Annotated in this window: 35 protein-coding genes and 1 pseudogene; 2 read left to right on the top strand and 34 right to left on the bottom strand. The window is 70.6% G+C overall.

All coding sequences use genetic code 11. The features are described from left to right. Window positions 1–7: 7 nt before the first annotated feature. Window positions 8–1,117, top strand: a complete 1,110-nt coding sequence (locus AB0J72_RS10745; RefSeq protein WP_363397321.1) for a uroporphyrinogen-III synthase — start codon at window positions 8–10, stop codon at window positions 1,115–1,117. A gap of 24 nt (window positions 1,118–1,141) precedes the next feature. On the opposite strand, the gene AB0J72_RS10740 is transcribed toward AB0J72_RS10745, so the two are convergent. Genes AB0J72_RS10740 through AB0J72_RS10725 form a run of 4 tightly spaced genes read right to left on the bottom strand, consistent with a single transcriptional unit; the run spans window position 1,142 to window position 4,558 of the window. After that, window positions 1,142–1,387 carry a DUF2630 family protein gene (locus AB0J72_RS10740; protein ID WP_363397318.1) on the bottom strand — a complete coding sequence of 82 codons (246 nt, stop codon included), beginning with the start codon at window positions 1,385–1,387 and terminating at the stop codon, window positions 1,142–1,144. A gap of 28 nt (window positions 1,388–1,415) precedes the next feature. Then, a complete protein-coding gene (gene thiD, locus AB0J72_RS10735) occupies window positions 1,416–2,219 on the bottom strand; it encodes a bifunctional hydroxymethylpyrimidine kinase/phosphomethylpyrimidine kinase (protein ID WP_363397315.1) in 804 nt (267 codons plus the stop codon). Window positions 2,220–2,275: 56 nt separating this feature from the next. After that, window positions 2,276–3,928 (bottom strand): ATP-binding cassette domain-containing protein, encoded by a 1,653-nt coding sequence (locus tag AB0J72_RS10730; protein ID WP_344501818.1) that lies wholly within the window; start codon window positions 3,926–3,928, stop codon window positions 2,276–2,278. Window positions 3,929–3,931: 3 nt separating this feature from the next. Continuing rightward, window positions 3,932–4,558, bottom strand: a complete 627-nt coding sequence (locus AB0J72_RS10725) for a methyltransferase (RefSeq protein ID WP_363397311.1) — start codon at window positions 4,556–4,558, stop codon at window positions 3,932–3,934. A 137-nt stretch (window positions 4,559–4,695) separates the two neighbouring features. Here AB0J72_RS10725 and AB0J72_RS10720 point away from each other — a divergent pair, with 137 nt between their 5' ends. Further along, entirely contained in the window at window positions 4,696–7,581 is a 2,886-nt protein-coding gene (locus AB0J72_RS10720; RefSeq protein ID WP_363397308.1) for a hypothetical protein, read from the top strand. 53 nt (window positions 7,582–7,634) lie between these two features. On the opposite strand, the gene truA is transcribed toward AB0J72_RS10720, so the two are convergent. The 30 genes and pseudogenes from truA to rplW all read right to left on the bottom strand — a co-directional run bounded on the left by truA (window position 7,635) and on the right by rplW (window position 24,348). Continuing rightward, a complete protein-coding gene (truA, locus tag AB0J72_RS10715) occupies window positions 7,635–8,441 on the bottom strand; it encodes a tRNA pseudouridine(38-40) synthase TruA (protein WP_363397608.1) in 807 nt (268 codons plus the stop codon). Between the two features lie 76 nt (window positions 8,442–8,517). After that, window positions 8,518–9,066 carry a 50S ribosomal protein L17 gene (rplQ, locus tag AB0J72_RS10710; RefSeq protein ID WP_363397305.1) on the bottom strand — a complete coding sequence of 183 codons (549 nt, stop codon included), beginning with the start codon at window positions 9,064–9,066 and terminating at the stop codon, window positions 8,518–8,520. Window positions 9,067–9,094: 28 nt separating this feature from the next. Continuing rightward, window positions 9,095–10,120 carry a DNA-directed RNA polymerase subunit alpha gene (locus AB0J72_RS10705; protein ID WP_033357644.1) on the bottom strand — a complete coding sequence of 342 codons (1,026 nt, stop codon included), beginning with the start codon at window positions 10,118–10,120 and terminating at the stop codon, window positions 9,095–9,097. Between the two features lie 85 nt (window positions 10,121–10,205). Continuing rightward, window positions 10,206–10,832 (bottom strand): 30S ribosomal protein S4, encoded by a 627-nt coding sequence (rpsD, locus tag AB0J72_RS10700; RefSeq protein WP_033357645.1) that lies wholly within the window; start codon window positions 10,830–10,832, stop codon window positions 10,206–10,208. Between the two features lie 2 nt (window positions 10,833–10,834). Continuing rightward, window positions 10,835–11,245: a 30S ribosomal protein S11 gene (gene rpsK, locus AB0J72_RS10695; protein ID WP_033357646.1), complete on the bottom strand. Its 411-nt coding sequence runs from the start codon at window positions 11,243–11,245 to the stop codon at window positions 10,835–10,837. Between the two features lie 41 nt (window positions 11,246–11,286). After that, window positions 11,287–11,667 carry a 30S ribosomal protein S13 gene (gene rpsM / locus AB0J72_RS10690; RefSeq protein ID WP_033357647.1) on the bottom strand — a complete coding sequence of 127 codons (381 nt, stop codon included), beginning with the start codon at window positions 11,665–11,667 and terminating at the stop codon, window positions 11,287–11,289. Between the two features lie 182 nt (window positions 11,668–11,849). Further along, a complete protein-coding gene (gene rpmJ / locus AB0J72_RS10685; protein WP_014687778.1) occupies window positions 11,850–11,966 on the bottom strand; it encodes a 50S ribosomal protein L36 in 117 nt (38 codons plus the stop codon). 75 nt (window positions 11,967–12,041) lie between these two features. Next, window positions 12,042–12,263: a translation initiation factor IF-1 gene (gene infA, locus AB0J72_RS10680; protein WP_007073013.1), complete on the bottom strand. Its 222-nt coding sequence runs from the start codon at window positions 12,261–12,263 to the stop codon at window positions 12,042–12,044. A 187-nt stretch (window positions 12,264–12,450) separates the two neighbouring features. Next, on the bottom strand, window positions 12,451–12,972 hold the full coding sequence (locus AB0J72_RS10675) for a DUF1707 domain-containing protein (RefSeq protein WP_344501823.1): 522 nt from the start codon (window positions 12,970–12,972) through the stop codon (window positions 12,451–12,453). 239 nt (window positions 12,973–13,211) lie between these two features. After that, complete coding sequence (gene map / locus AB0J72_RS10670) at window positions 13,212–14,051, bottom strand: type I methionyl aminopeptidase (RefSeq protein ID WP_344501824.1); 840 nt, start codon at window positions 14,049–14,051, stop codon at window positions 13,212–13,214. Between the two features lie 2 nt (window positions 14,052–14,053). Next, window positions 14,054–14,707 carry an adenylate kinase gene (locus AB0J72_RS10665; RefSeq protein ID WP_344501825.1) on the bottom strand — a complete coding sequence of 218 codons (654 nt, stop codon included), beginning with the start codon at window positions 14,705–14,707 and terminating at the stop codon, window positions 14,054–14,056. Beyond that, on the bottom strand, window positions 14,707–16,044 hold the full coding sequence (gene secY, locus AB0J72_RS10660; RefSeq protein ID WP_344501826.1) for a preprotein translocase subunit SecY: 1,338 nt from the start codon (window positions 16,042–16,044) through the stop codon (window positions 14,707–14,709). The genes AB0J72_RS10665 and secY overlap by 1 nt, the downstream gene beginning before the upstream one ends. 259 nt (window positions 16,045–16,303) lie before the next feature. Beyond that, on the bottom strand, window positions 16,304–16,765 hold the full coding sequence (gene rplO, locus AB0J72_RS10655; RefSeq protein WP_363397296.1) for a 50S ribosomal protein L15: 462 nt from the start codon (window positions 16,763–16,765) through the stop codon (window positions 16,304–16,306). Window positions 16,766–16,769: 4 nt separating this feature from the next. Next, on the bottom strand, window positions 16,770–16,952 hold the full coding sequence (rpmD, locus tag AB0J72_RS10650) for a 50S ribosomal protein L30 (protein WP_033357651.1): 183 nt from the start codon (window positions 16,950–16,952) through the stop codon (window positions 16,770–16,772). A 2-nt stretch (window positions 16,953–16,954) separates the two neighbouring features. Beyond that, window positions 16,955–17,578, bottom strand: coding sequence for a 30S ribosomal protein S5 (rpsE, locus tag AB0J72_RS10645; protein ID WP_363397293.1), 624 nt, complete (start codon window positions 17,576–17,578; stop codon window positions 16,955–16,957). A 14-nt stretch (window positions 17,579–17,592) separates the two neighbouring features. Continuing rightward, a complete protein-coding gene (rplR, locus tag AB0J72_RS10640) occupies window positions 17,593–17,976 on the bottom strand; it encodes a 50S ribosomal protein L18 (protein ID WP_363397606.1) in 384 nt (127 codons plus the stop codon). Window positions 17,977–17,984: 8 nt separating this feature from the next. Then, window positions 17,985–18,527, bottom strand: coding sequence for a 50S ribosomal protein L6 (rplF, locus tag AB0J72_RS10635; protein WP_344501829.1), 543 nt, complete (start codon window positions 18,525–18,527; stop codon window positions 17,985–17,987). A 13-nt stretch (window positions 18,528–18,540) separates the two neighbouring features. Beyond that, a complete protein-coding gene (gene rpsH, locus AB0J72_RS10630; RefSeq protein WP_344501830.1) occupies window positions 18,541–18,948 on the bottom strand; it encodes a 30S ribosomal protein S8 in 408 nt (135 codons plus the stop codon). Between the two features lie 64 nt (window positions 18,949–19,012). Further along, entirely contained in the window at window positions 19,013–19,198 is a 186-nt protein-coding gene (locus AB0J72_RS10625; RefSeq protein WP_033342853.1) for a type Z 30S ribosomal protein S14, read from the bottom strand. 13 nt (window positions 19,199–19,211) lie between these two features. Further along, window positions 19,212–19,775, bottom strand: coding sequence for a 50S ribosomal protein L5 (gene rplE, locus AB0J72_RS10620; protein ID WP_344501831.1), 564 nt, complete (start codon window positions 19,773–19,775; stop codon window positions 19,212–19,214). Further along, a complete protein-coding gene (gene rplX, locus AB0J72_RS10615) occupies window positions 19,775–20,089 on the bottom strand; it encodes a 50S ribosomal protein L24 (RefSeq protein ID WP_033357656.1) in 315 nt (104 codons plus the stop codon). Before rplX ends, rplE begins: the two co-directional genes overlap by 1 nt. Before the next feature lie 2 nt (window positions 20,090–20,091). Next, window positions 20,092–20,460 (bottom strand): 50S ribosomal protein L14, encoded by a 369-nt coding sequence (gene rplN, locus AB0J72_RS10610; protein WP_033357657.1) that lies wholly within the window; start codon window positions 20,458–20,460, stop codon window positions 20,092–20,094. Between the two features lie 76 nt (window positions 20,461–20,536). Beyond that, complete coding sequence (rpsQ, locus tag AB0J72_RS10605) at window positions 20,537–20,818, bottom strand: 30S ribosomal protein S17 (protein ID WP_203845086.1); 282 nt, start codon at window positions 20,816–20,818, stop codon at window positions 20,537–20,539. A gap of 2 nt (window positions 20,819–20,820) precedes the next feature. After that, window positions 20,821–21,060: a 50S ribosomal protein L29 gene (rpmC, locus tag AB0J72_RS10600; RefSeq protein ID WP_344501832.1), complete on the bottom strand. Its 240-nt coding sequence runs from the start codon at window positions 21,058–21,060 to the stop codon at window positions 20,821–20,823. Beyond that, on the bottom strand, window positions 21,060–21,485 hold the full coding sequence (gene rplP, locus AB0J72_RS10595; RefSeq protein ID WP_190249381.1) for a 50S ribosomal protein L16: 426 nt from the start codon (window positions 21,483–21,485) through the stop codon (window positions 21,060–21,062). Before rplP ends, rpmC begins: the two co-directional genes overlap by 1 nt. Window positions 21,486–21,488: 3 nt before the next feature. Further along, on the bottom strand, window positions 21,489–22,334 hold the full coding sequence (rpsC, locus tag AB0J72_RS10590) for a 30S ribosomal protein S3 (RefSeq protein WP_344501833.1): 846 nt from the start codon (window positions 22,332–22,334) through the stop codon (window positions 21,489–21,491). A 173-nt stretch (window positions 22,335–22,507) separates the two neighbouring features. Further along, window positions 22,508–22,873 (bottom strand): annotated as a pseudogene (gene rplV, locus AB0J72_RS10585) (50S ribosomal protein L22); the annotation flags it as partial. A gap of 26 nt (window positions 22,874–22,899) precedes the next feature. Beyond that, a complete protein-coding gene (gene rpsS / locus AB0J72_RS10580; RefSeq protein WP_203845081.1) occupies window positions 22,900–23,181 on the bottom strand; it encodes a 30S ribosomal protein S19 in 282 nt (93 codons plus the stop codon). Window positions 23,182–23,193: 12 nt separating this feature from the next. Next, on the bottom strand, window positions 23,194–24,033 hold the full coding sequence (rplB, locus tag AB0J72_RS10575) for a 50S ribosomal protein L2 (RefSeq protein WP_344501834.1): 840 nt from the start codon (window positions 24,031–24,033) through the stop codon (window positions 23,194–23,196). Between the two features lie 12 nt (window positions 24,034–24,045). Next, on the bottom strand, window positions 24,046–24,348 hold the full coding sequence (gene rplW, locus AB0J72_RS10570) for a 50S ribosomal protein L23 (protein ID WP_203845079.1): 303 nt from the start codon (window positions 24,346–24,348) through the stop codon (window positions 24,046–24,048).

The raw sequence follows: 24,348 nt of genomic DNA, 5'->3' as shown, positions 1-24,348 counted from the left end.
CAAGCCGATGTCGGGTGAGGACCTGCCGCTGGCGGGGTTCACGGTGGCGGTGACCGCCGACCGGCGGCGCGACGAACTCAGCGCCCTGCTGGAGCGCCGCGGCGCCCGGGTCGTGCTCGCCCCGGCGCTGCGGATCGTGCCGGTCGCCGACGACACCGAGCTGAAGGCCGCGACCGTGTCCTGCGTCGACGTCGCGCCGGAGATCGTGATCGCGACGACCGGCATCGGCCTGCGCGGCTGGCTCGAGGCCGCCGAGGGCTGGGGGCTCGCCGAGTCGCTGCGGGCCCGGCTCAACGACGCGTTCCTCATCGCCCGCGGCCCGAAGGCGAAGGGCGCCGTCCGCGCCGCCGGCATGCTCGAGGCCTGGTCCCCGGACACGGAGAGCTGCGACGAGGTCCTCGACTTCCTCCTCGGCGGCGGGTTCCCGGGCGGGATCGCGGGCCGGCGGATCGCGCTGCAGCTGCACGGCGAGCCGCACCCCGAGTTCACGACCGCGTTGCGCGACGCCGGGGCGATCGTGGTGGAGATCCCGGTGTACCGGTGGGCCCCGCCCGTCGACCCCGCACCGCTGCGGCGGCTCGTCGACCTGATCTGCTCGCGGCTGGTCGACTCGGTCACGTTCACGTCCGCGCCGGCCGTCAGCTCGCTGCTGCGGGTGGCCGGCACCGACGCCCCCGACGTCCTGGAGGCGCTGCGGACCGACGTCCTGGCCGCGTGCGTGGGCCCGGTCACCGCCGCGCCCTTGCAGCGCCTCGGCGTGCCCGTGGCGGCGCCGCAGCGGGCCCGCCTGGGCGCGCTCGTGCGCATCCTCGTCGACGAGCTGCCCAAGCGCGCCCCGACGCTGCACGTCGCGGGTGCCGCGGTCACGCTGCGCGGGCACGCCGCGATCATCGACGGCACGCTGAAGCCGCTCGCCCCCGGCCCCATGGCGGTGCTGCGGGCGCTCGCCGCATCGCCCGGGCGGGTCCTGTCCCGGGCGGCGCTGCTGCGTGAGCTGCCCCGCGGCGCCGACGAGCACGCCGTCGAGATGGCCGTCGCCCGCCTGCGTGCCGCCCTCGGCGGCCCCGCGTTCGTGCAGACGGTCGTCAAACGCGGCTACCGCCTCCGCATCGACTGAGGCGGGCGGCCGGCGACGGCCCCGCTACTGCAGGTAGTGCTCGACCTCGTCGACCGCGTGCGGCTCGACCTCGTCGGGGGCGACACCCTGCAGCTTCGCCGCCCGGCGGCGGCGCAGCAGGTCCCACAGCTGGTCGAGCTGCTCCTCGATGGCGCGGAGCCGCTCGTGCTCCTCGTCCTCGGAGATCTTGCCCGCCTGCAGCTGGGTCCTCAGCTTGTGCTCGTCGTCCACAAGCGCCGAGATCTGCTGGATCAACGTCTTCTCGTCCATCCCGCCATCATGCCCGGTCGTGCCGGCGTCAGCGGAGGGTGAGTGACGACCACCCGAACTGGTCGATGGGTCCGGTGCCGGCGCCGATCCGCCAGTCCGCGGCGTCGCTGATCGCCCTGCCGACGAACCCCTTCGACCAGGTGACCGCCTCCACCGGGTCGTCACCCATGGCGAGCCGCGCCGCGACCGCCGTCGCGAACGTCGCGCCGGAGCCGTCGGTGTTGCGGCTGGTGACCCGCGGGCTGTGCAGCAGCCGCGCCGCGCCGTCGGCCCACACCATGTCGACCGCGTCGTCGCCGGCGGCGAAGTCACCCCCGGTGATCACCACGTACCGCGGACCCCCCGCCGACAGCTGCGCCGCCGCCTTCGCCATGTCGGCGGGCGTCACGACCTCCCAGCCGACCAGCAGCGACGCCTCCTCCCGGTTGGGGGTGGCGACCATCGCGTGCGACAGGAGCCGCTCCACCGCCGCCGCGAGGCCCCTCCTGGACCCGCCGCAGGCCGCCTCCAGGACCGGGTCGACGACGAGGTTCGGCAGCGCGCCCGACCGGGCCCTCGCGGCGACCGCGACCGCCGTCTCCGGGTTGGGGAACATGCCGGTCTTGACCGCCGCGACCGGCAGGTCCTCCAGGACGCTGCCGAGCTGCCCCGACACCACGGTCGTCGGCTGGGGGAACACATCGGTGGTGCCGCGCGTGTTCCGCGACACCACCGCCGTCACGACCGACGCCCCGTGCATCCGCATCGCGGCGAGGGTGCGCAGGTCAGCCTGTATTCCGGAGCCACCGGACGAGTCGGACGCGCCGACGGTGAGCACAACAGAGGGGTTCACCGGGCAATGTGAGCACGTGGTGACGCAGCGCCACGGACAACGCGTCCGTCAGGGCGTCAGCCGCGCCCCTCCCACACCGGCTCCGGCACCTCCACGACCTCGCCGTCGGCCCGGAACAGCACGAACCGGTCGAACGACCGGCTGAACCAGCGGTCGTGCGTCACGGCGATCACCGTCCCGTCGAAGGTGCGCAGCCCCTCCTCCAGGGCCTCGGCGCTGGCCAGGTCCAGGTTGTCCGTCGGCTCGTCGAGCAGCAGCAGCGTCGCCCCGGACAGCTCCAGCAGCAGCACCAGGAACCTGGCCTGCTGGCCGCCGGACAGGGTGCCGAAGCGCTGGTCGGCCTGCGCCGCCAGCTCGTACCGGGACAGCGCCGGCATCGCCTGCGGCCGCGGCAGCCCGGTCCGCCAGTCGTCGCCCCGCCAGAGGATCTCCACGAGCGTCTTGTCGAGCAGCTCCGGGCGGTCGTGCGTCTGCGAGAAGTGGCCCGGGCGCACCCGCGCGCCGAGCCGCACCTGCCCGCCGTGCGCGACCGGCGCGATCTGCACGCCGATCGGGGTCTGCGTCGGGTCCGGGTCGGTGCCGCCGCGGGCGAGCAGCCGCAGGAAGTGCGACTTGCCGGTGCCGTTGCCGCCGAGGACCGCGACCCGGTCGCCGTACCAGATCTCCAGGTCGAACGGGTACGTCAGGCCGTCCAGCTCGAGCTGCTCGCACATGACGGCGCGTTTGCCGGTGCGCCCGCCGGACAGCCGCATGCGGATGTCCTGGTCCTTCGGCGGGGTCGGCGGCGGGCCCGCCTCCTCGAACTTCTTCAGCCGCGTCTGCGCCGCCTGATACCGGGAGGCGAGGCCGTCGTTGTAGGCGGCCTTCGTCTTGTACATGAGGACCAGGTCCTTGAGCTTCTGGTGCTCCTCGTCCCAGCGGCGGCGCAGCTCGTCGAGGCGCTCGTGCCGGGCGACCCGCGCCTCGTGCCACGACGCGAACCCGCCCGGATGCACCCACGCCGAGCCGCCCTCGACCGCGACGACCCGGTCCGCGGACCTGGCGAGCAGCTCACGATCGTGCGACACGTACAGGACGGACTTCGCCGACTCGCGCAGCCGGTCCTCCAGCCAGCGCTTCCCCGGCACGTCCAGGAAGTTGTCGGGCTCGTCGAGCAGCAGCACCTCGTCGTCGCCGCGCAGCAGCAGCTCCAGGGCGAACCGCTTCTGCTGCCCGCCGGACAGGGTCCGCACCGGCCGGTCCCGGGTCTCGTCCCACGGCTTGTTCAACGCGGCGACACTCACCGTGTCGAAGAGGACCTCGGCGTCGTACCCGCCGGCCTCACCCCACGCGGCGAGCGCGTTCGCGTACCGCAGCTGCGCCTTCTCGGTGCCCTCGGCGTGCATGGCGACCTCGGCGGCGTGCAGCCGCTCCCCCGCCTTCCTGAGGCCGTCCGGGGCGAGCTGCAGCGCCAGGTCGTACAGGGTGCGGTCGTCGCCGATCATGCCGATGAACTGGCGCATCACGCCGAGCCCGCCGGAGCGCGCGATCGCGCCGGTCCGCACCGGCAGGTCGCCGGCCACCATCTTCAGCAGCGTCGTCTTGCCCGCGCCGTTCGGCCCGACGAGCGCGACCTTGGCGCCCTCACCGACCCTGAACGACACCTCGGCGAACAGCTCACGGCCGTCCGCGAGCGTGTGCCCGACCCCTGCCACGTCCACGTATCCCACGAGTCAGGAATTCTGCGCCGCGTCGGCCGGTCCGTCGCCCGCTTTTCTGACTTCGAAGATCCGGAAGCCCTTGTGGTTGGCGTGCCGGGCGGCGCTGAACCCCTGCTCCTCCAGCCACCGCTGGAGCGAGTCGGCGCCGAGGTTCTTGGCCACGACCAGCCACGCGACGCCGTCCGGGGCCAGCCGGGGCAGCCAGCGCAGCAGCAGCGCGTGCAGCTCCGGCTTGCCGATCCGGATCGGCGGGTTGGACCAGATCTGCGTGAACCCGACACTGTCCGGCACGTCGCCGGGCAGCGCGGTGACCACGTTCGGGCCCGTGTTCTCCCGCGCGAGCTCCAGGGCCCGCTGGTTGACGTCGACGGCGTAGATCGTCGCCCGCGGCGCGCTGCGGGACAGGACCGCGGCGATCGGGCCGTACCCGCAGCCGAGGTCCAGCAGCGGCCCGGTCTCCGCCGCGTCCGGCAGCGGGGCGCGCTGCAGCAGCACGGCGGTGCCCGGGTCCAGACGGTTCGCGGAGAACACCCCGGCCGACGCCAGCAGGCGAAACTCCTGGTCGTCGACGGTGAATTCGACGGTGTGCCGGGTTTCGGCGGCCGCCGGCTCCGCGGTGAAGTAGTGCTCGCCGGACACGATGCCCCTCCTTCGACCGGTGACGCAACGCATTGTCCCCAAGGAGGTGAACGCCCCTGCTCGCGGCCCACTCGTTCGGATTGTGCGAAACATCGCCGACACGCCACCTCCCAGGAGTCTCGGCTACCCTGTGCGACATGACTTCTGGGAACGAGCAGCGCCGGAAGCGGCGCTCCGACTCGTTCCGCCGGGACGAGGCGGACGAGGCCGACAACTGGTTGGCCGGTCTCCGCGGCAGCGGACCCGACCCGTTCACGGCGCCGCCACCGCCGTCGTACGACGAGCCGGCCTTCGATGATCTCCGCGGCGGAGGACGGGGTGGTCGTTCGCGTCCGGACGATTCGCCGAGCGGGTCGTTCCGCGCTCCCCGTGACGACTCGCCCAGCGGGTCCTTCCGCGCGCCGCGCGACGCCGCCGGGGGGCCGGGCCGTCCCCCTCGCGACGACTCACCCAGCGGGGTGTTCCGGGCCTCTGCCGTGCCGCCGCCGGCCGGGCCCAGGGCCCATGAGGGCGGCCGGCGCCGGGCGCCGGGCGACGACTCCCCCAGCGGCTCGTTCCGCGCTCCCCGCGACGACTCGCCCAGCGGATCCTTCCGGGCACCTCGCGACGACTCTCCGAGCGGGTCCTTCCGCGCGCCGCGCGACGCCGCCGGGGGGCCGGGCCGTCCCCCTCGCGACGACTCGCCCAGCGGATCCTTCCGCGCGCCTCGCGACGACTCGCCCAGCGGGTCGTTCCGGGGGCCGCGGGACGAGCCGACGTCGTTCCGGCCGTTGCGTGACGACTCGGCCGGTGGGGCGTTCCGGCCGGTGCGCGACGAGCCCGCCGGGCCGCGGGCCGGGCGCGGCGACTCGCCGAGCGGGGTGTTCCCCAGGCCGGCCACCGTGCCACCGCCGGCACGCGCCGCGATCGAGCCGCCACCGCCCGTGGAGACCACCGAGTCCCGCGGCGGCCGGCGCCGGGCGCGCACCGACGACGAGCCCGCCGGCCGGCGCGCCGCGGAAGGTCGCCCTTCGGAGTCGTACGCGCACGGGCCCGCCCTCGAGCCGATCATCAAGCCCCTCGCGGACTACACGCCGCCGGGGACCTCGACCGAGCCGCCGCCGCTCGTGCCGATCTTCCCGACGATGCGCCCCGACAGCAGCCCCACCAGCGGCTCAGGCGGCTCTCGCGGCCCGGTCAGCGGCCCCCCGGGCAGCCCGACCAGCGGCTCGGGTGGTGGCCGCCGGGCCCGCCGCGCCGCGGAGGAGGCCGACTCGCCGACGGGCGCCCGGCGCCGGTTCGACGACCCCGACAGCACCGGCCGCCGCGCCGCCGGTGGGGCCGGTGGGGGCGCGGAGGGCCCGACGGCCGGGCGGCGGGCCCGCGACGCCGGCCCCGAGACGACGTCGGGACGCCGGGGGTTCGACACCGGTACACCAGCCGCCGCCGCAACGGAGACAGGCCCTGGCCGGCGGTCCCGCGGCGCCGAGGACCCGGCCGCGCTCCGGCGCGACGACACCGGCACGTCCCGGCGGGGGCGCGGTGGCTTCGAGCCAGCGGGCCCCGAGCCCGGCGTCGGCCGGCAACGCTCCGGCCCCGGGTTCGTCGGCGGCCCGTCCACCGGGTCGGGCTACGGCCCGGGCTCCACCGAGCCGAGCACCGGCTCCGGCACAGGCCGCCGCGGCGGCTTCTACACCGGCGCCCCCTCCGGCGCGGACCGCGACGACACGTCCGGCCTCCGCCGCGATGACACGTCCGGGCTCCGGCGCGACGAGACCTCCGGGCTCCGGCGGGACGAGACCTCCGGGTTCCGGCGGGATGACACGTCCGGGCTCCGGCGCGACGACACCGGCGTGCGGGGGCGCGGGTTCGACGACATGCCGCCGCGGCGCGACGAAAGGCGCGACGAGCGGCGCGACGACACCGGCACCGCCCGGCGGCGCGGCTTCGAGCCCACCGGCCCCGGCTTCGACCGGACCGGCACCGGCTACGAACCGGCGAGCGCCGCGTTCGAGGCGAGCGGCACCGCGACCCGCCGCCGCCCCGGCGCCGACGAGGCACCCCACCAGCGCCGCCCGCTCGACGACGGCCTGCCGTTCGACGAGCCGTCGGGCCCCGGCCGCCGCGGCCGCCCCGGTGGCGGCTCGGCCCGCGGGACGGGCGAGTACACCACCGGCGGCACCAAGCGGGCGCTCCGGGAGCCACCCGGCAACCGGCCCGCGGACCGCCCCGACAGCAGGCGCCCCGGCGGCGGCCGCACCACCGCGGCCGAGCCGGCCCGCGGGGTCGAGCACCGCCCGCACCGCTGGATCGCCGCGCTCAGCGTCATCGGCGTGATCGTGCTGCTCGGCGCGTGCGGCCTGGGCTCCTGGTTCATCTTCAAGGACGAGAAGAACGGCCCCGAGTCGGCCCGGTCGAGCGCCAACGCCGGCCCGAAGAAGCGCGACATCAGCAGCCGGCAGGTCGACCCCAACCCGCTGACCGAGGCCGAGGTCTTCCCGCAGAACAACATCGTCGCGGTGCCGGACGAGCCGCCGTACCTGATCCTGAAGACGCAGGCCTCACCCGACTGCAAGACCGCGGCCACCGACGCCCTGGCGACCCTGCTCGCCGGCGCCGGCTGCTCCGAGGTCGTCCGGGCGACCATGAAGTCGCCCAACGAGGACTACCTGATCACCGCCGGCATCTTCAACCTCGACACCGAGAAGTCCGCCGCCGCCGCCTTCGAGGGCGTCAAACCCATCGTCGACGGCCAGAAGGGCCGCTTCGCCGGGATGAGCGTCGGCGCGGGCACCGGCACCGACGCGATCGTCCGCGCCCCCACCCAGCTCGGCTGGAACTACCGGGGGCACTTCATCGCGTTCGTCGTGATCGCCAGGGTCGACGGCAAGGACTTCACGCCCGACGACCCGTACCCCAACCAGATCACGTACGACATCGTCGAGACCTACCTGGAGAACGGCATCATCGGCAACCGGGCCATCATCCAGCCGGAGGCCACCCCCGCCGCGTCCCTCCCCGGCTCGGTCCCGCCCCCGTCTTGATCAGGTAGCGGATCCGGCCGTGATGGCGACCGGATCCGCTACTGGATCACCGGTCACTCGGCGTCGCGGCGGCGGCGGGTCTGCTCCGAGCGCAGCCGGAGCTCCGAAGGGTCGTCGGGGTACCTGACCTCGACCAGTGCCAGGCCGTGGGCCGGCGCGACCGTCACCTCGTCGGCGCGGACCCGCCGGCTGAGCAGCCCCGCGGGCCACGAGGGGGCCCGGCGGCCGTCGCCCACGAAGAGCTGGGCGCCGACGAGGCTGCGCACCATCTGCTGGCAGAACGCGTCGGCCTGGACGGTCGCCACGAGGATGCCGTCCGGGTCGCGGCGCCAGTCGATGCGGTTGACGGCCCGGATCGTCGTGGCGTGCTCCTTGCGGCGGCAGAAGGCGGCGAAGTCGTGCTCGCCGACCAGGCCGGCGGCGGCGGCGTTCAGGGCGTCGAGGTCCAGCGGACGGGGCCAGGCGACCGTGTCGTGCCGGCGCAGCGGCTCGGCGCCCGCCACGGCGTCGGTGACGCGGTACTCGTACCGGCGCGACAGGGCCGAGAAGCGGGCGTCGAACTCCGGCGGGACCTCCGCGGCCGCGTGGACGCGCACGTCGAGCGGGAGCAGCCCGGCGAGCTTGCGCAGCAGCGTGGACGACAGGGCCGCCCAGCGGTCCTCGGGGACGTCGACGTGGCAGACCTGACCGGTGGCGTGGACCCCGGCGTCGGTGCGGCCCGCGACCGTCAGCCCCTCGACCGTGCCGAACAGGCGGGTCAGGACCGTGATCAGCTCGCCGGCGACGGTGCGGCGGGTCGGCTGGACCGCCCAGCCGGAGAAGTCGGTCCCGTCGTACGCCACGTCGAGGCGGACACGGATCAACGCACACCCTCCAAAAGAACCGGCCCGGCACCCCGTCGCGCGGGGTGCCGGGCCGTCGATTTCAGACCTGTGGTCAGGCCTTCTTCTCGTCCTCGTCCGCGGCCGGCTCGTCCGCCGACTCCGCCGTGGCGGCCTCGTCGGAGGCGGTCGCCGACGCGGCCGCGGGGGCCTCGTCGGTGTCCTCGCCGGCGAGAACCGCGATCGAGTCGGCCTTGGCGGCCTTCCGGGCGGCGGCCTTGCGCGGCGCCGGCGCGGCGGCGACCTCGAGCTCCTCGACCAGCTCGATGATCGCCATGGGAGCGGCGTCACCCTTGCGCGGGCCGGTCTTCACGATCCGGGTGTAGCCACCCGGCCGGGTCGCGAACCGCGGCGCGATCTGGTCGAACAGCTGGAACACCACGTCCTTGTCGCGCACCACGGCGAGCGCTTGACGGCGCGCGTGCAGATCGCCGCGCTTGGCCTTGGTGATGAGCTGCTCGGCGAGCGGGCGAAGCCGCTTGGCCTTCGTCTCGGTGGTCTGGATGCGACCGTGCTTGAACAGTGAGGTGGCGAGGTTCGCCAGCATCAGCCGCTCATGCGCGGGGCTGCCGCCGAGGCGGGGACCCTTGGTGGGCGTGGGCATTGGGGCTCCTCAATCAAACAGCAGCCGGTTAGAGCTGCTCGGTCTCGCGGTAGTCGTCGGTGTCGTCGTAGGAAACATCGGCGAACGAGTCCACGACGTGTGCCGGGTCGAACGTCGGGGCGGAGTCCTTGAGACCCAGACCCATCCCGGCGAGCTTCATCTTGACCTCGTCGATCGACTTCTGACCGAAATTCCTTATATCGAGGAGGTCTGCTTCCGTGCGGCTGATCAGCTCCCCGACGGAGTTGATGCCCTCGCGCTTGAGGCAGTTGTACGAGCGGACGGTGAGGTCGAGCTCCTCGATCGGCAGTGCCAGGTCGGCAGCGAGCTGCGCGTCCTGCGGCGACGGGCCGATGTCGATGCCTTCTGCGGTCTCGTCCAGCTCACGGGCCAGGCCGAAGAGCTCGACGAGGGTGGAGCCGGCGGAGGCCAGCGCGGTGCGGGGGGTCAGCGACGCCTTGGTCTCGACGTCGATGATGAGCCGGTCGAAGTCGGTGCGCTGCTCGACGCGGGTGGCTTCGACGCGGTACGTGACCTTCAGCACCGGGGAGTAGATGGAGTCGATCGGGATACGACCGATCTCCTGGCCCTGCTGCTTGTTCTGGTTCGCGGTCACGTAGCCGCGACCCCGCTCCACGGTCAGCTCCATGTCGAGCCGGCCCTTGCCGTTGAGCGTGGCCAGCTTCAGGTCGGGGTTGTGCACGGAGACGCCGGCCGGGGGCTGGATGTCGCCCGCCGTGACGTCACCGGGGCCCTGCTTGCGCAGGTACATCGAGACCGGCTCGTCGTGCTCGGAGCTGACGCACAGCTCCTTGACGTTCATGACGAGCTCGACGACGTCCTCTTTGACACCGGGGATCGTGGTGAACTCGTGGAGCACACCGTCGATCTTGATGCTGGTCACCGCGGCACCCGGGATGGAGCTGAGCAGGGTGCGACGCAGCGAGTTGCCGAGGGTGTAGCCGAAGCCGGGCTCGAGCGGCTCGATGGTGAACTTTGACCGGGTCTCGCTGATCGACTCTTCGGCGAGGCTCGGGCGCTGGGAGATGAGCACTTGCGGTTCCTCCAGTTCGTTGCGCGCCCGCTATTTGACGCGCTCCGAGAGGGCGGAGCGTGATCGCCCCGCCCCCACAAAACAACTACTTGCTGTAGAGCTCGACGATCAGCTGCTCCTGGACCTGGGTGTCGATGACCTGCCGCGCGGGCAGGCTGTGCACCAGGACCTTGAGCTCGCTGGGGATGAACTCCAGCCACGCGGGGACGGTCTTGCTGCCCGCGAGGCCCTGCGCGATCTGGAACGGGGTGAGCTCCCGCGACTTCTGCCGCACCTGCACGATGTCGTGCTCGCGCAGCCGGTACGACGGGATGTCGACCTTCTTGCCGTTGACCTGGATGTGGCCGTGGCTCACCAGCTGGCGGGCCGCGTCACGCGAGGTGGCGAGGCCGGCGCGGTAGACCACGTTGTCGAGGCGCGACTCGAGGATCTTGAGCAGCTCCTCACCGGTCTTGCCGGGCTTGGCCACAGCCTCGTCGAAGTAGCCGGCGAACTGCCGCTCGAGGACGCCGTAGATGCGGCGGGCCTTCTGCTTCTCGCGCAGCTGGAGCAGGTACTCGGTCTCCTTCGGGCGACCGCGGCCGTGCTGGCCGGGCGGGAAGGGGCGCGACTCGAACGGGCACTTCGGCCCATCGCACTTGCTGCCCTTGAGGAACAGCTTCATCTTCTCGCGACGGCAGCGGCGGCAGTCAGCCCCGGTGTAACGAGCCATCGTCAGACCCTCCTGCGCTTCGGCGGACGGCAACCGTTGTGCGGCTGCGGCGTGACGTCACTGATCTGCCCGACCTCGAGGCCGACGGCCTGGAGGGAACGGATCGCGGTCTCCCGGCCGGAGCCGGGGCCCTTGACGAACACGTCGACCTTGCGCATGCCGTGCTCCATCGCGCGGCGAGCGGCGGCCTCGGCGGCCAGCTGCGCGGCGAACGGGGTCGACTTGCGCGAGCCCTTGAAGCCCACCTGGCCGGCGGAGGCCCAGGAGATGACAGCACCGGTCGGGTCGGTGATCGACACGATGGTGTTGTTGAAGGTGCTCTTGATGTGCGCCTGCCCGTGGGCGACGTTCTTGCGTTCCTTGCGCCGGACCTTCTTGACAGCGGTCGCGCCGGCGCGAGCCTTCGGCGGCATTCTCTATGCGCTCCTAGATTGTTTTCTCTACCGACCAGCTACTACTTCTTGCCCGGCTTCTTCTTGCCGGCGACCGTGCGCTTCGGACCCTTGCGGGTGCGGGCGTTGGTCCGGGTGCGCTGACCGCGCACGGGCAGGCCCTTGCGGTGCCGGATGCCCTGGTAGCAGCCGATCTCGACCTTGCGGCGGATGTCCGCGGCGACCTCGCGGCGCAGGTCGCCCTCAACCTTGAAGTTGGCCTCGATGTAGTCGCGCAGCTGCACGATCTCTTCATCGGTGAGGTCACGAGCCCGCTTGTTGCCGTCGATACCGGTGGCGGCGAGCAGCTCGATGGATCGGGTGCGCCCGATGCCATAGATGTAGGTGAGTGCGATCTCGGTGCGCTTCTCGCGCGGGAGATCGACACCAACGAGACGTGCCATAGGTGGGCGTGCTCCTTGCGTGTGCGGAGGTCTGAGCCCGCTCCACTCCCGTCTGCCCACAGACGGGCCCCGGCCTCCGACCGGGGGTGCAGCCCACGCGCTCCGCACGCGTCGCGCGCGGTGGCCCGGGGCTGGAACGGGCTAAAACATGGTGGTGCCGTGGATCTGGCGACGCCGGGGACTCAGCCCTGGCGCTGCTTGTGGCGCGGGTCAGTGCTGCAGATGACCATGACCCGGCCATGCCGCCGGATGATCCGGCAGTTGTTGCAGATCCGCTTGACGCTCGGCTTGACCTTCACGGTTTGCCTAACTCTCGCTGCGCACCCCTACATGGGAGCGACAGTCCCGACCGTTTCCTGGGAACCGACACCGATTTACTTGTAGCGGTAGACGATGCGCCCGCGAGTCAGGTCATAAGGCGACAGCTCGACGACCACTCGGTCCTCGGGCAGGATGCGGATGTAGTGCTGCCGCATCTTCCCGCTGATGTGCGCCAAGACCTTGTGGCCATTGGCGAGCTCCACCCGGAACATCGCGTTCGGGAGTGGCTCGATCACTCGGCCCTCGATCTCGATGGCCCCGTCTTTCTTCGGCATGTCCTCCGCTACCTGACGATCGGGTTGGGTGTCGACGCTCGCATCCTTTTCACGGGCCCTGTTGGAGGACCCGCGCCAGCCGCGGCTCAGGCCTGCCACTAGAAGCGCGTGGGGGCATGCCTGAGTGGACGCTTTGCGCCAATGGACGAGTCTACGCGCGGTGAGCGCGATGCACCAAATCGGGGTCTCAACCCCCGCGCCGCTGCCGCCTGCGCTCCCGCTTCAGCTCCCGCGCCGCGTCCGGCCCGCCCGCGAGATAGGTGCTCACCGACGTCGCGAGCAGCACCGCACCGAGCGGCCCGGCGACCCACATCGGCCAGAAGTACACCGCGTCGCCCTTGGAGATGCTGACCAGCGCCCAGATCACAACGTTGACGGTGACCGCGATCAGCCAGCCGCTCCAGATCCCGAGCAGCCAGTGCGGCTGCCGCCCGAACTGCGCCCTGGCCTCGGGCTCGGCCGGCGCGGGCGCCGACGCATACCCGCTCGCGGGCGCCACCGCGCCGCTGTCCACGGGGCGGAAGCCGGGCAGGTCGCTGAGGATCACGTCGAGGTCGCCATAGGTCCGCGCGGCGTAGGTGTCCTTCAGCCGCTCGTCGTACTCGCCGAGTGACAGCCGGCCCTCGTCGACCGCGGCCTTGAGCCGCTCCGCCACGAACTGCCGGTCGACGTCGGCCGCGCGCAGGTGCTCCCGCCGGTCCACCGCCATTTGCCACCCTCCCCGAGTCGCGTTCCCCGCAAGAAGCATCCCATCCGCGCACGCCGTTCTTCCACCCTGGGCCGCCACGGTACGACTGCCGCTCACCCTCCCCGTCCGCCCGGTTTCCGTGATCCGGAAGACTTTGTGCGGCCACAGCCACGCAAGGTCTACCGGATCATGAAAAAGCCCGGCGGGAAGGACCGGCTGCGCGTCGCGCTGACGCCAGCGGTGGGCCCGGCGCGACCGAGCTAGGCGTTGACCTGCTGGCGGGCGGTGACGAGCTCACCGAGGCGGGACCTGCCGCCGTCGGGGGCGGTGAGGACCCAGACGCCGTCGTCACAGATGGCCATCGTGTGCTCGACGTGGGCGGCGACGGAGCCGTCGACCGTCACCACGGTCCAGCCGTCGTCGAGCTCGGCGACCTTCGGCTTGCCCTTCGTGATCATCGGCTCGATGGCGAGGGCCATGCCCGGGCGCAGCGCGGGGCCCTTGCCCGGGCGGCCGGAGTTCTCCACGAACGGGTCCTGGTGCATGGCGCTGCCGATGCCGTGGCCGCCGTAGCCGTCGACGATGCCGTAGCGGCCGGCCTTGCGGACGGCGGACTGGATCGCGAAGGAGATGTCGGTGAGGCGGCCCTTGCCGGAGCGGACGCCGCGGGCGGCGGCGGCGATGCCGGCCCACATCGCGTCCTCGGCGACGGTGACGAGGCGGCGCAGGTCGTTGCTGATCTCGCCGACGCCGACCGTGATCGCCGCGTCGCCGTGCCAGCCGTCCAGCTCGGCGCCGCAGTCGATCGAGATCAGGTCGCCGGCGCGCAGCACCTGGCGGGCGCTGGGGATGGCGTGGACGACCTGGTCGTTGACCGAGGAGCAGATCGAGGCCGGGTAGCCGTGGTAGCCCTTGAAGGACGGGATGGCGCCGGCGGCCCGGATCGTCTCCTCCGCGATCGCGTCCAGGTCGGCGGTGCTGACGCCGGGCGCGACCGCGGCCCGCATGCGGGCCAGGGCGTCGGCGACGACCAGGCCCGCGCGGCGCATGTGGCCGATCTGCTCAGGCGTCTTGAGCTCGATCTCGACCTGGTGCGCCACGGTCAGCCGCCGTAGGAGCGCAGGGCGTCGATCGCGCGGACCGTGATGTCCTCGACCGGTCCGGTGGCGTCGATGCCCACCAGCTTGCCCTGCGCGCCGTAGTAGTCGACGAGGGGCGAGGTGTCCCGGGCGTAGACCTTCAGCCGCTCGGCGATCGTCTCGGCCTTGTCGTCGTCGCGCTGGAAGAGCTCGCCGCCGCAGCGGTCGCACACGCCCTCGTGGGTCGGCGCGTCGAACTCGACGTGCCAGATCTTGCCGCACCCGCGGCAGGTCCGGCGGCCCGAGAGCCGCCGGATGACCTCTTCGTTCTCCACGACGAGCTCGAGCACGATGTCGAGCCCGGTGCCGAGGTCGGCGAGGAGCTTGTCGAGGGCGTTGGCCTGCGGGACGGTGCGCGGGAAGCCGTCGAGGAGGAAGCCGTCGGCCGCGTCGCCCTCCGACAGGCGGTCGGACACCATGTTGATGGTGACCTCGTCGGGGACGAGCTGGCCGGCGTCCATGTAGCGCTTCGCCTCGACGCCGAGCGGGGTGCCCTGCCCGACGTTGGCCCGGAAGATGTCCCCCGTGGAGATTTTGGGCACGGCGAGGTGCGCGGCGATGAACTCGGCCTGAGTCCCCTTGCCCGCCCCGGGGGGACCTACCAGCACCAGCCTCACTACCGGAGGAACCCTTCGTAGTTGCGCTGCATGAGCTGGCTCTCGATCTGCTTCACCGTTTCGAGGCCCACACCAACAATAATGAGCACCGCGGTGCCGCCGAACGGGAAGTTCTGCAGAGCCTGTCCGCCACCGACGACCCCGATGAGCAGGTTGGGCAGGATCGAGATGATGCCCAGGTAGAGCGCGCCGGGGAGGGTGATGCGGCTGAGGATGAAGTCAAGATACTCGGCGGTCGGCTTGCCCGGCCGGATACCGGGGACGAACCCGCCGTACTTGCGCATGTTGTCCGCGACCTCAGTGGGGTTGAACGTGATCGACACGTAGAAGTACGTGAAGAAGATGATCAACATGAAGTAGAGGATGATGTGCGCCGGCTTGTCCTGGGCGACGATGTTGCGCTGGATCCACAGGACGGTCTTGTTGGTCGTGTCCGACCCGGCGAACCTGGTGATCAGGTCGGGCAGGTAGAGCAGCGACGAGGCGAAGATGACCGGGATGACACCCGCCTGGTTGACCTTCAGCGGGATGTAGGTCGACGTCCCGCCGTACATGCGGCGGCCGATCATGCGCTTCGCGTATTGCACCGGGATGCGACGCTGGGCCTGCTCGAGGAAGACCACGAAGGCGATGACGACGACCGCGAGGCCCACGATGACGAAGAACGTGGTCTTGTCGTCCTGGAAGATCGAGAGGCCCTCGTTGGGGAGCCGGGCGGCGATCGAGGTGAAGATCAGGACGGACATGCCGTTGCCGACGCCGCGGTCCGTGACCAGCTCGCCGAACCACATGACCATGCCGGTGCCGGCGGTCATCGTGATGACCAGCACGGTGAGCGTCAGCCACAGCGGGATCTTGCCGGTGTCCGGGATGACCGGGAACTGCGTCTGGTCGCACGCGCCGTTGAAGAGCTGGCCGGACCGCGCCAGGGCGACGATCGCCGAGGCCTGCAGCACACCGAGCCCGAGGGTGAGGTAGCGCGTGTACTGGGTGATCTTCGCCTGGCCGGACTGGCCTTCCTTGCGCAGCTGCTCCAGGCGCGGGATCACGACCGTCAGCAGCTGCAGGATGATGCTCGCGGTGATGTACGGCATGATGCCGAGCGCGAAGACTGAAAGTTGCAGCAGCGCGCCACCGGAGAACAGGTTCAGCAGCGTCGCGACGTTGCTGCTGTCACCGCTCTCGACGATGTCGAGGCACTTCTGCACGTTGCCGAACGACACACCGGGGCTGGGGAGCGTGGCACCCACCCGGTAGAGCGCGATCATCAGCAATGTGAACAGGATTTTGTTGCGCAGGTCAGGCGTGCGAAACGCGCTGGCAAAGGCGGAGAGCAACGTTCTTCCTCCTGCGCAAGGCGGCCGGTCGGCCGACGAGGTGGGGTCCTGGTGGTGCGTTTGGTACGGGTGGTGCGACTGAACGGCTGAGCAGAGCGTGTTACTGCGCAACGGACTCTAACAGGATGCCCGCAGCACATCACGCCCTGGCGATCCCTCAGCTTTTCAGGTGGTCCTTCGGGTGGTGCTCCGACTGTCCTTGAGGCACCGCGTGGCGCCCACCAAAGATGCTCCGGTGGACGCCACGGTAGCGCGTTCTCTACTCCGCTGCGGAGCCGCCGAGCAGCGTGGCGGTGCCGCCCGCTGCTTCCAGCTTCTCCTTGGCCGTCGCACTGAACTTGTGCGCACTGACCTGCAGCTTCACGCCGCCGAGCTCCCCGTCGCCGAGGACCTTGACCAGCTCGCCCTTACGGACGGCGCCGGCGTCGACGAGCTCGTCGACCCCGATGGTGCCGCCCTTCGGGAACAGCTCCGCGAGGCGGGCCAGGTTCACGACCTGGAACTCGATGCGGTTGCGGTTCTTGAAGCCCTTGAGCTTCGGCAGGCGCATGTGGAGGGGCATCTGCCCACCCTCGAACGCCGCCGAGATGTTCTTGCGGGCCTTGGAGCCCTTGGTGCCACGACCGGCGGTCTTTCCCTTGGAGCCCTCACCGCGACCGACACGGGTCTTCGCGGTCTTGGCGCCCGGGGCGGGCCGCAGGTGGTGCAGTTTGATCGTCATCGGATTACTCCACCTCTTCCACGGTGACCAGGTGCGTCACGGTGTGGATCATGCCGCGGATCTCCGGACGGTCTTCCTTGACGACGACGTCGCGGATCCGCTTCAGACCGAGCGAACGCAGCGTGTCCCGCTGGTTCTGCTTGGTGCCGATCTCGGACCGGATCTGGGTGACCTTCAGGCGCGCCATGGTCATGCACCGACCCCGGCCCGCTGGGCCAGCATGGCCGCCGGAGCGACGTCCTCGACCGGCAGACCACGACGGGAGGCCACGGCCTCCGGCGCCTCGAGCTTCTTCAGCGCCGCCACCGTCGCGTGGACGATGTTGATCGCGTTCGAGGAGCCGAGGCTCTTGGAGAGCACGTCGTGGATGCCCGCGCACTCCAGGACGGCACGCACCGGGCCACCGGCGATGACGCCGGTACCGGCGGAGGCCGGCTTGAGCAGCACGACGCCGGCGGCGTCCTCGCCGATCACCGGGTGCGGGATCGAGGCCGCGATCCGCGGCACCTTGAAGAAGTGCTTCTTGGCCTCCTCGACGCCCTTGGCGATGGCCGCGGGCACCTCCTTGGCCTTTCCGTAACCGACGCCGACGGTGCCGTCGCCGTCACCGACGATGACGAGGGCGGTGAAGCTGAAGCGACGACCACCCTTCACGACCTTGGCGACACGGTTGATCGCGACGACCCGCTCGAGGTGCGGGGTCTTCTCGGCGGGCGCGTTGCCGCGGCCGCCTCCTTCGCGACGATTCTCGCGACGGCCGCCACCTTCGGTGTTCCCACCGGACCCGCCGCCCCTGCGCTGAGGACCAGGCATGAACGTTCCCTTTCCTAGAATTCGAGTCCGGCTTCGCGGGCGGCGTCAGCCAGGGCCGCGATGCGGCCGGCGTAACGGTTTCCGCCACGGTCGAAGACGACCTTGCCGACACCCGCGGCCTTCGCCCGCTCGGCGAGGAGGGTGCCGACCTTGGTGGCCAGCGCCTTCTTGTCGCCGTCGGTGCCGCGGATGCTCGCGTCGAGCGTCGACGCAGAGGCCAGCGTGTGGCCCTTGAGGTCGTCGACGATCTGCGCCGTGATGTTCCGCAGCGAGCGGGTGACGACCAGGCGCGGACGCTCGGCGGTGCCACTGACGTGCTTGCGGATGCGGAAGTGCCGGCGTGCGCGCCCGACTCGGCGCGCCGCGGCGGTGCCGCCTGCGTTGCGGCGCTTGAGCAGCGTGGCGCTCACTTCTTGCCTGCCTTTCCAGCCTTACGGCGGATGACCTCGCCCTGGTACTTCACGCCCTTGCCCTTGTACGGCTCCGGCGGGCGGATCTTGCGGATGTTGGCGGCGACCTCGCCCACCTGCTGCTTGTCGATGCCGGCGATGTGGAACAGCGTCGGCCGCTCGACGGTGAACGTGATGCCCGCGGGGGGCGTCACGAGCACGGGGTGGGAGAACCCGAGCGCGAACTCCAGGTCGGCGCCCTTCGCGGTGACGCGGTAACCGGTGCCGGCGATCTCGAGGCTCTTGCGGTAGCCCTCGGTAACGCCGATGACCATGTTCGCGATGAGCGTGCGGGTCAGGCCGTGCAGCTCCTTGGCCTTGCGCTCGTCGTTGGGGCGCACGACGGAGAAGGAGCCGTCCTCGGCCTTCTCCAGCGTGATGGGCTCGGCGATCGTGTGGTTCAGCTCGCCCTTGGGTCCCTTGACGGTGACGACCTGACCGTCGACCCGCAGGTCAACGCCGGCGGGCACCGCGATGGGCTTACGTCCGATTCGAGACATTGAAGGCTCTCCCTTACCAGACGTAGGCGAGGACTTCCCCGCCCACCCCTCGCTTGCGGGCCTGCCGGTCGGTGAGCAGCCCTTGGGACGTCGAGATGATGGCCACACCGAGGCCACCGAGCACGCGCGGCATCTCCACCGACTTCGCGTACACCCGGAGACCGGGCTTCGAGACGCGGCGGATGCCGGCGAGGCTGCGCTCACGGCTCTGGCCGTACTTGAGTTCAACGATCAGCGTCTTGCCGACCTTGCCCTCGTCCGGCTCCTGAACCTGCCACGAGGACACGTAGCCCTCGGACTTGAGCACCTCGGCGATGTTCGCCTTGATCTTCGAGTAGGGCATCGACACCCGGTCGTGGTACGCCTGGTTGGCGTTGCGCAGACGCGTCAGCATGTCTGCGATCGGGTCGGTCATGGTCATTGCTTTGTCAGCCTTTCTCGCCGCGGTTCCTCGCCGCTGTGGGCGGGCCTACGGCGAAGGAGGTTTACCAGGAGGCCTTGGAGACGCCGGGCAGCTCGCCGCGGTGCGCCATCTCACGGATGCACACGCGGCACAGCCCGAACTTCCGGTACACGGCCTTGGGCCGGCCGCAGCGCTGGCAGCGGGTGTAAGCGCGGACCGCGAACTTGGGCTTCGCGGCGGCCTTGAGGATGAGGGCCTTCTTCGCCATTGGTCAGTTCTCCCTAGTTCTCACGGAAGGGGAAGCCGAGCAGCTTGAGCAGCGCGCGACCTTCCTCGTCCGTGCGAGCGGTGGTGACCACGGTGATGTCCATCCCTCGCGGCCGGTCGATGCGGTCCTGGTCGATCTCGTGGAACACCGACTGCTCGGTGAGACCGAAGGTGTAGTTGCCGTTGCCGTCGAGCTTGCGCCCGTCGAGACCGCGGAAGTCGCGGATACGCGGCAGTGCGATCGACAGCAGCCGGTCGAGGAACTCCCACATCCGGTCGTTGCGGAGCGTGACCTTCGCGCCGATCGGCATACCCTCACGCAGCTTGAACTGCGCGATGGACTTGGTCGCCCGGCGGATCTGCGGCTTCTGGCCGGTGATCGTGGCCAGGTCGCGGACCGCGCCGTCGATCAGCTTCGAGTCGCGGGCCGCCTCGCCGACGCCCATGTTGACGACGACCTTGACGACACCCGGGATCTGCATCACGTTGGCGTACTTGAACTGCTCCTGCAGCTTGCCGGCGATCTCGTCGCGGTAGCGCTGCTTGAGGCGCGGGTTCACCTTGTCGACCGTCGTCATCACAGATCCTTACCGGAGCGACGCGACGTGCGGGTCTTGACGCCGTCCTCATCGATGCGGGCACCGACGCGGGTCGGCTTGTTGTCCGAGTCGATCACCATCACGTTGGAGACGTGGATGGCGGCTTCCTGCGTCACGATGCCACCGGTCTTCGAACCACGCTGGGTGGTGCGGATCCGGGTGTGCTTCTTGACGCGGTTCACGCCCTCGACGATGACCTTGTCCTCGCGCGGGAGGGCGGTGAGGACCTTGCCCCGGGTGCCCTTGTCCTTGCCCGCGATGACCAGGACGGTGTCGCCCTTTTTGACCTTCATGGTTACAACACCTCCGGCGCGAGCGAGATGATCTTCATGAAACGCTTGTCCCGGAGCTCACGCCCGACCGGGCCGAAGATGCGGGTACCACGGGGGTCACCGCCGTCCTTGATGATCACGGCGGCGTTCTCGTCGAACCGGATGTAGGACCCGTCCGGCCGGCGCCGTTCCTTTGTGGTCCGGACGACGACGGCCTTGACCACGTCACCCTTCTTCACGCCGGCGCCCGGGATGGCGTCCTTCACGGTGGCCACGATGATGTCGCCGATGCCTGCATAGCGGCGACCCGAGCCACCGAGCACACGGATGCACAGGATCTCCCGGGCACCCGTGTTGTCGGCGACGCGCAGCCGCGACTCCTGCTGAATCACGCTTGTCTCCTAATGTCTGCCAGTTCTCGGCACCGGCGCTTCGAGGGCCGGTGCCGAGCTTGGCGGAACGACGGCCTTACTTGGCCTTTTCGAGGATCTCCACGACCCGCCAGCGCTTGGTGGCGGACAGCGGCCGGGTCTCCATGAGCAGCACCCGGTCGCCGACACCACACGCGTTCTGCTCGTCGTGCGCCTTGAGCTTGTTGGTGCGGCGCATGACCTTGCCGTACAGCGGGTGCTTGACCTGGTCCTCGACCGCCACGACGACGGTCTTGTTCATCTTGTCGCTGACCACGAGGCCCTCGCGGACCTTGCGGCGGCCGCGCACCTCGGTGCTCTCGGTCGTCTGCTCGCTCATGCTCATGCCACCTCAGCCACAGCGTCGGGCGCGGCTGAGAGACCCAGCTCGCGCTCGCGCATGATCGTGTAGATCCGGGCGATGTCCTTGCGGATGATCTGCAACCGCCCGTGGTTGTCCAGCTGGCCGGTGGCCGACTGGACGCGGAGGTTGAACAGCTCCGCCTTCGCTTCCCGGAGCTTCTCGACCAGACTCTCGTCGGACAGCTCGCGCAGCTCGGTCGCCTTGATTCCGGCGGCCATCAGACATCAGCCCCTTCACGCGTGACGATCCGGCACTTCAGCGGAAGCTTGTGGATCGCGCGGCGCATTGCCTCGCGGGCGATCTGCTCGTTCGGGAACGACATCTCGAACAGGATCCGGCCCGGCTTGATGTTGGCCACCCACCACTCGGGGGAGCCCTTGCCGGAACCCATGCGGGTCTCGGCCGGCTTCTTGGTGATGGAGCGGTCCGGGAAGATCGTGATCCAGACCTTGCCGCCACGACGGATGTGCCGGGTCATGGCGATACGGGCCGCCTCGATCTGGCGGTTCGTGATGTACGCGGGCTCGAGGGCCTGGATACCGAACTCACCGAAGACCACGCGGGTGCCGCCCTTGGCCGGACCGTGACGGTCCGGGTGGTGCGGCTTGCGGAAGCCCTTCGGGGGCTTACGAGGGATCAGCATTCGTCAGCCCTCCTGAGGCGTCTCTGCCGGAGCGGACTCCGCCGGGGCCGCGTCGGGCGTCACCTCGGCGGCCTGCGCCGCAGCGGCGGCCCGGCCGGCCTCGGTGCCACCGGCGGTCGTGCCGGAGGAGCCGGAGCGCCCGCGACGCGGCCGCTCGGGCCGGTCGGTGCGCTCGCGACGGCCACCGCGCGGAGCGGCGGCCTCGGCCGGCGCCTCGCGACCCGGAACGGCGTCGCCCTTGTAGATCCAGACCTTCACGCCGATGCGGCCGAAGGTGGTACGGGCCTCGAAGAAGCCGTACTCGATGTTGGCCCGCAGCGAGTGCAGCGGAACGCGACCCTCACGGTAGAACTCCGTGCGGCTCATCTCGGCACCGCCGAGGCGGCCGGAGACCTGCACCCGGATGCCCTTGACGAGCGTGTTCTTCATCGCGGACTGCATCGCCTTGCGCATCGCGCGGCGGAAGCTGACCCGGCTGGACAGCTGCTCGGCCACGCCCTGCGCGACGAGCTGCGCGTCCGACTCGGGGCTCTTCACCTCGAGGATGTTGAGCTGCACCTGCTTGCCGGTGAGCTTCTCGAGCTCGTTGCGGATGCGGTCGGCCTCGGCGCCCTTGCGGCCGATGACGATGCCCGGGCGGGCCGTGTGGATGTCCACGCGGACCCGGTCGCGGGTGCGCTCGATGTCGACCTTGGCGATGCCGGCGCGCTCCAGGCCCTTGGACATCATCCGACGGATCTTGACGTCCTCGGCGATGTAGTCCTTGTAGAGCTTGTCGGCGTACCAGCGGGACTTCCAGTCGGTGCTGATGCCGAGCCGGAACCCGTGCGGGTGAACCTTCTGACCCATTACTCGGTCCCTTCCTCGGCGTCAGCCTTCGGCGTCGCCTTCGTGGCCTTCTTCGCCGGAGCGGCCTTCTTCGCCACGGGCGCCTCGACCTCGTCGGTCTCGTCGGTCTCCGGCGTCACGGCCTTCGCCGCCCTGGTCGCCTTCGCCACGCCGGCCTTGGCCGCGCGGGCCTGGGCAGCGGGGACGCTCTCGACCACGATGGTGATGTGGCTGGTCCGCTTGCGGATCCGGTACGCGCGACCCTGCGCCCGCGGACGGAACCGCTTGAGCGTCGGGCCCTCGTCGACGTACGCCTCGGCGACCAGGAGCGAGTCCGGGTCGAGCCGCTCGTTGTTCTCTGCGTTGGCGATGGCGCTCGCCAGCACCTTGTAGACCGGCTCGCTCGCCGACTGCGGGGCGAACTGCAGCACCGTCAGTGCGTCGCGCGCGGGCAGGCCGCGGACGAGGTTCACCACCCGGCGGGCCTTCATGGGCGACACGCGCACATGGCGCGCGATCGCCCGGGCACCGGGCAGCGCCGCCGCTGCTTTCGTTGGCATTGGGAAATCCCCTTTAGTTGGCTGCCTTAGCGGCGGCGGCTCTTCCGGTCGTCCTTCTCGTGACCCTTGAACGTGCGGGTCAGCGCGAACTCGCCGAGCTTGTGCCCGACCATCGCCTCCGTCACGAAGACGGGAACGTGCTTACGCCCGTCGTGGACGGCGATCGTGTGCCCGAGCATGTCGGGGATGATCGTCGACCGGCGCGACCAGGTCTTGATGACGTTCTTGGAGTTCTTGGCGTTCTGGACTTCCACCTTCTTGATGAGGTGGTCGTCGACGAACGGGCCCTTCTTGAGGCTGCGAGGCATTGCTCAGGCTCCTTAGCCGCGCTTCCGGGTGGCGTAACGCCTACGGACGATGAGTCGGTCGCTCGGCTGGCCCTTGCGCCGCGTGCGGCCCTCCGGCTTGCCCTTCGGGTTGACCGGGTGGCGACCACCCGAGGTCTTACCCTCACCACCACCGTGCGGGTGGTCGATGGGGTTCATGGCGACACCACGGACGGTCGGGCGCTTGCCCTTCCAGCGCATGCGGCCGGCCTTGCCCCAGTTGATGTTCGACTGGTCGGCGTTGCCGATCTCGCCGACGGTCGCCCGGCAGGTGACCTCGACGCGCCGGATCTCGCCGGACGGCATGCGCAGCGTCGCGTACTGGCCCTCACGGCCCAGCAGCTGGATGCCCACGCCGGCCGAGCGGGCCAGCTTCGCGCCGCCACCCGGGCGCAGCTCCACCGCGTGCACGGTGGTGCCGACCGGGATGTTGCGCAGCGGCAGGTTGTTGCCCGGCTTGATGTCGGCGCCGGCCCCGGCCTCGACGCGGTCGCCCTGCTTCAGGTCCTTCGGCGCGATGATGTACCGCTTCTCGCCGTCGGCGTAGTGCAGCAGCGCGATGCGCGCGGTGCGGTTGGGGTCGTACTCGATGTGCGCGACCTTGGCGGGGATGCCGTCCTTGTCCGCCCGCCGGAAGTCGATCAGCCGGTACTGACGCTTGTGGCCGCCGCCCTGGTGGCGCGCGGTGACGCGGCCGTGGACGTTGCGTCCGCCCTTGCTGGGCAGCGGGACGAGGAGCGACTTCTCGGGCGTCGATCGGGTGATCTCGGCGAAGTCGGCGACACTCGAACCACGACGACCCGGGGTCGTCGGCTTGTATTTACGGATAGCCATCGTCTATACCCCTCAGCTGACCGGTCCGCCGAAGGCTTCGATCCGGTCACCGTCGGCGAGCTTGACCATCGCCCGCTTCGTGTCCTTGCGCTTGCCCCAGCCAGTGCGGGTCCGCTTGCGCTTGCCTTCGCGGTTGATGGTGTTGACCGACAGGACGCGGACGTTGAAGATCTGCTGAATCGCGATCTTGATCTCGGTCTTGTTCGCGTCCGGGTGCACCAGGAACGTGTACCAGTTGCGGTTGAGCTCGCTGTAGCTCTTCTCAGAGACCACCGGCTGGATGATCACGTCGCGTGGATCGGCGATCGTCGCCAT

It is taken from the genome of Dactylosporangium sp. NPDC049742 (assembly GCF_040674675.1).
Classification (GTDB): Bacteria; Actinomycetota; Actinomycetes; order Mycobacteriales; family Micromonosporaceae; genus Dactylosporangium; species Dactylosporangium maewongense.
This window is presented reverse-complemented; position numbering and strand designations above follow the sequence as displayed.

Excerpts from the sequence above, each read along its gene's own strand:
- rplO (WP_363397296.1), bottom strand. The coding sequence starts at position 16,765 with ATGACGATCAAACTGCACCACCTGCGGCCCGCCCCGGGCGCCAAGACC.
- rplQ (WP_363397305.1), bottom strand. The coding sequence starts at position 9,066 with ATGCCCACGCCCACCAAGGGTCCCCGCCTCGGCGGCAGCCCCGCGCAT.
- rpsK (WP_033357646.1), bottom strand. The coding sequence starts at position 11,245 with ATGCCGCCGAAGGCTCGCGCCGGCGCGACCGCTGTCAAGAAGGTCCGG.
- rpsS (WP_203845081.1), bottom strand. The coding sequence starts at position 23,181 with ATGCCTCGCAGCCTCAAGAAGGGCCCGTTCGTCGACGACCACCTCATC.
- rpsE (WP_363397293.1), bottom strand. The coding sequence starts at position 17,578 with ATGCCTGGTCCTCAGCGCAGGGGCGGCGGGTCCGGTGGGAACACCGAA.
- AB0J72_RS10720 (WP_363397308.1), top strand. The coding sequence starts at position 4,696 with ATGACTTCTGGGAACGAGCAGCGCCGGAAGCGGCGCTCCGACTCGTTC.
- rplB (WP_344501834.1), bottom strand. The coding sequence starts at position 24,033 with ATGGCTATCCGTAAATACAAGCCGACGACCCCGGGTCGTCGTGGTTCG.
- rpsH (WP_344501830.1), bottom strand. The coding sequence starts at position 18,948 with ATGACCATGACCGACCCGATCGCAGACATGCTGACGCGTCTGCGCAAC.
- rpmC (WP_344501832.1), bottom strand. The coding sequence starts at position 21,060 with ATGGCCGCCGGAATCAAGGCGACCGAGCTGCGCGAGCTGTCCGACGAG.
- rpmD (WP_033357651.1), bottom strand. The coding sequence starts at position 16,952 with ATGGCGCGCCTGAAGGTCACCCAGATCCGGTCCGAGATCGGCACCAAG.
- infA (WP_007073013.1), bottom strand. The coding sequence starts at position 12,263 with ATGCCGAAGAAAGACGGGGCCATCGAGATCGAGGGCCGAGTGATCGAG.
- AB0J72_RS10740 (WP_363397318.1), bottom strand. The coding sequence starts at position 1,387 with ATGGACGAGAAGACGTTGATCCAGCAGATCTCGGCGCTTGTGGACGAC.
- rplW (WP_203845079.1), bottom strand. The coding sequence starts at position 24,348 with ATGGCGACGATCGCCGATCCACGCGACGTGATCATCCAGCCGGTGGTC.
- AB0J72_RS10675 (WP_344501823.1), bottom strand. The coding sequence starts at position 12,972 with ATGGCGGTGGACCGGCGGGAGCACCTGCGCGCGGCCGACGTCGACCGG.
- AB0J72_RS10625 (WP_033342853.1), bottom strand. The coding sequence starts at position 19,198 with ATGGCGAAGAAGGCCCTCATCCTCAAGGCCGCCGCGAAGCCCAAGTTC.
- rpsQ (WP_203845086.1), bottom strand. The coding sequence starts at position 20,818 with ATGAGCGAGCAGACGACCGAGAGCACCGAGGTGCGCGGCCGCCGCAAG.
- rpsD (WP_033357645.1), bottom strand. The coding sequence starts at position 10,832 with ATGGCTCGTTACACCGGGGCTGACTGCCGCCGCTGCCGTCGCGAGAAG.
- AB0J72_RS10745 (WP_363397321.1), top strand. The coding sequence starts at position 8 with ATGTCGGGTGAGGACCTGCCGCTGGCGGGGTTCACGGTGGCGGTGACC.
- rplF (WP_344501829.1), bottom strand. The coding sequence starts at position 18,527 with ATGTCTCGAATCGGACGTAAGCCCATCGCGGTGCCCGCCGGCGTTGAC.
- rpsC (WP_344501833.1), bottom strand. The coding sequence starts at position 22,334 with ATGGGTCAGAAGGTTCACCCGCACGGGTTCCGGCTCGGCATCAGCACC.
- rplP (WP_190249381.1), bottom strand. The coding sequence starts at position 21,485 with ATGCTGATCCCTCGTAAGCCCCCGAAGGGCTTCCGCAAGCCGCACCAC.
- rpsM (WP_033357647.1), bottom strand. The coding sequence starts at position 11,667 with ATGGCACGTCTCGTTGGTGTCGATCTCCCGCGCGAGAAGCGCACCGAG.
- rplE (WP_344501831.1), bottom strand. The coding sequence starts at position 19,775 with ATGACGACGGTCGACAAGGTGAACCCGCGCCTCAAGCAGCGCTACCGC.
- rplX (WP_033357656.1), bottom strand. The coding sequence starts at position 20,089 with ATGAAGGTCAAAAAGGGCGACACCGTCCTGGTCATCGCGGGCAAGGAC.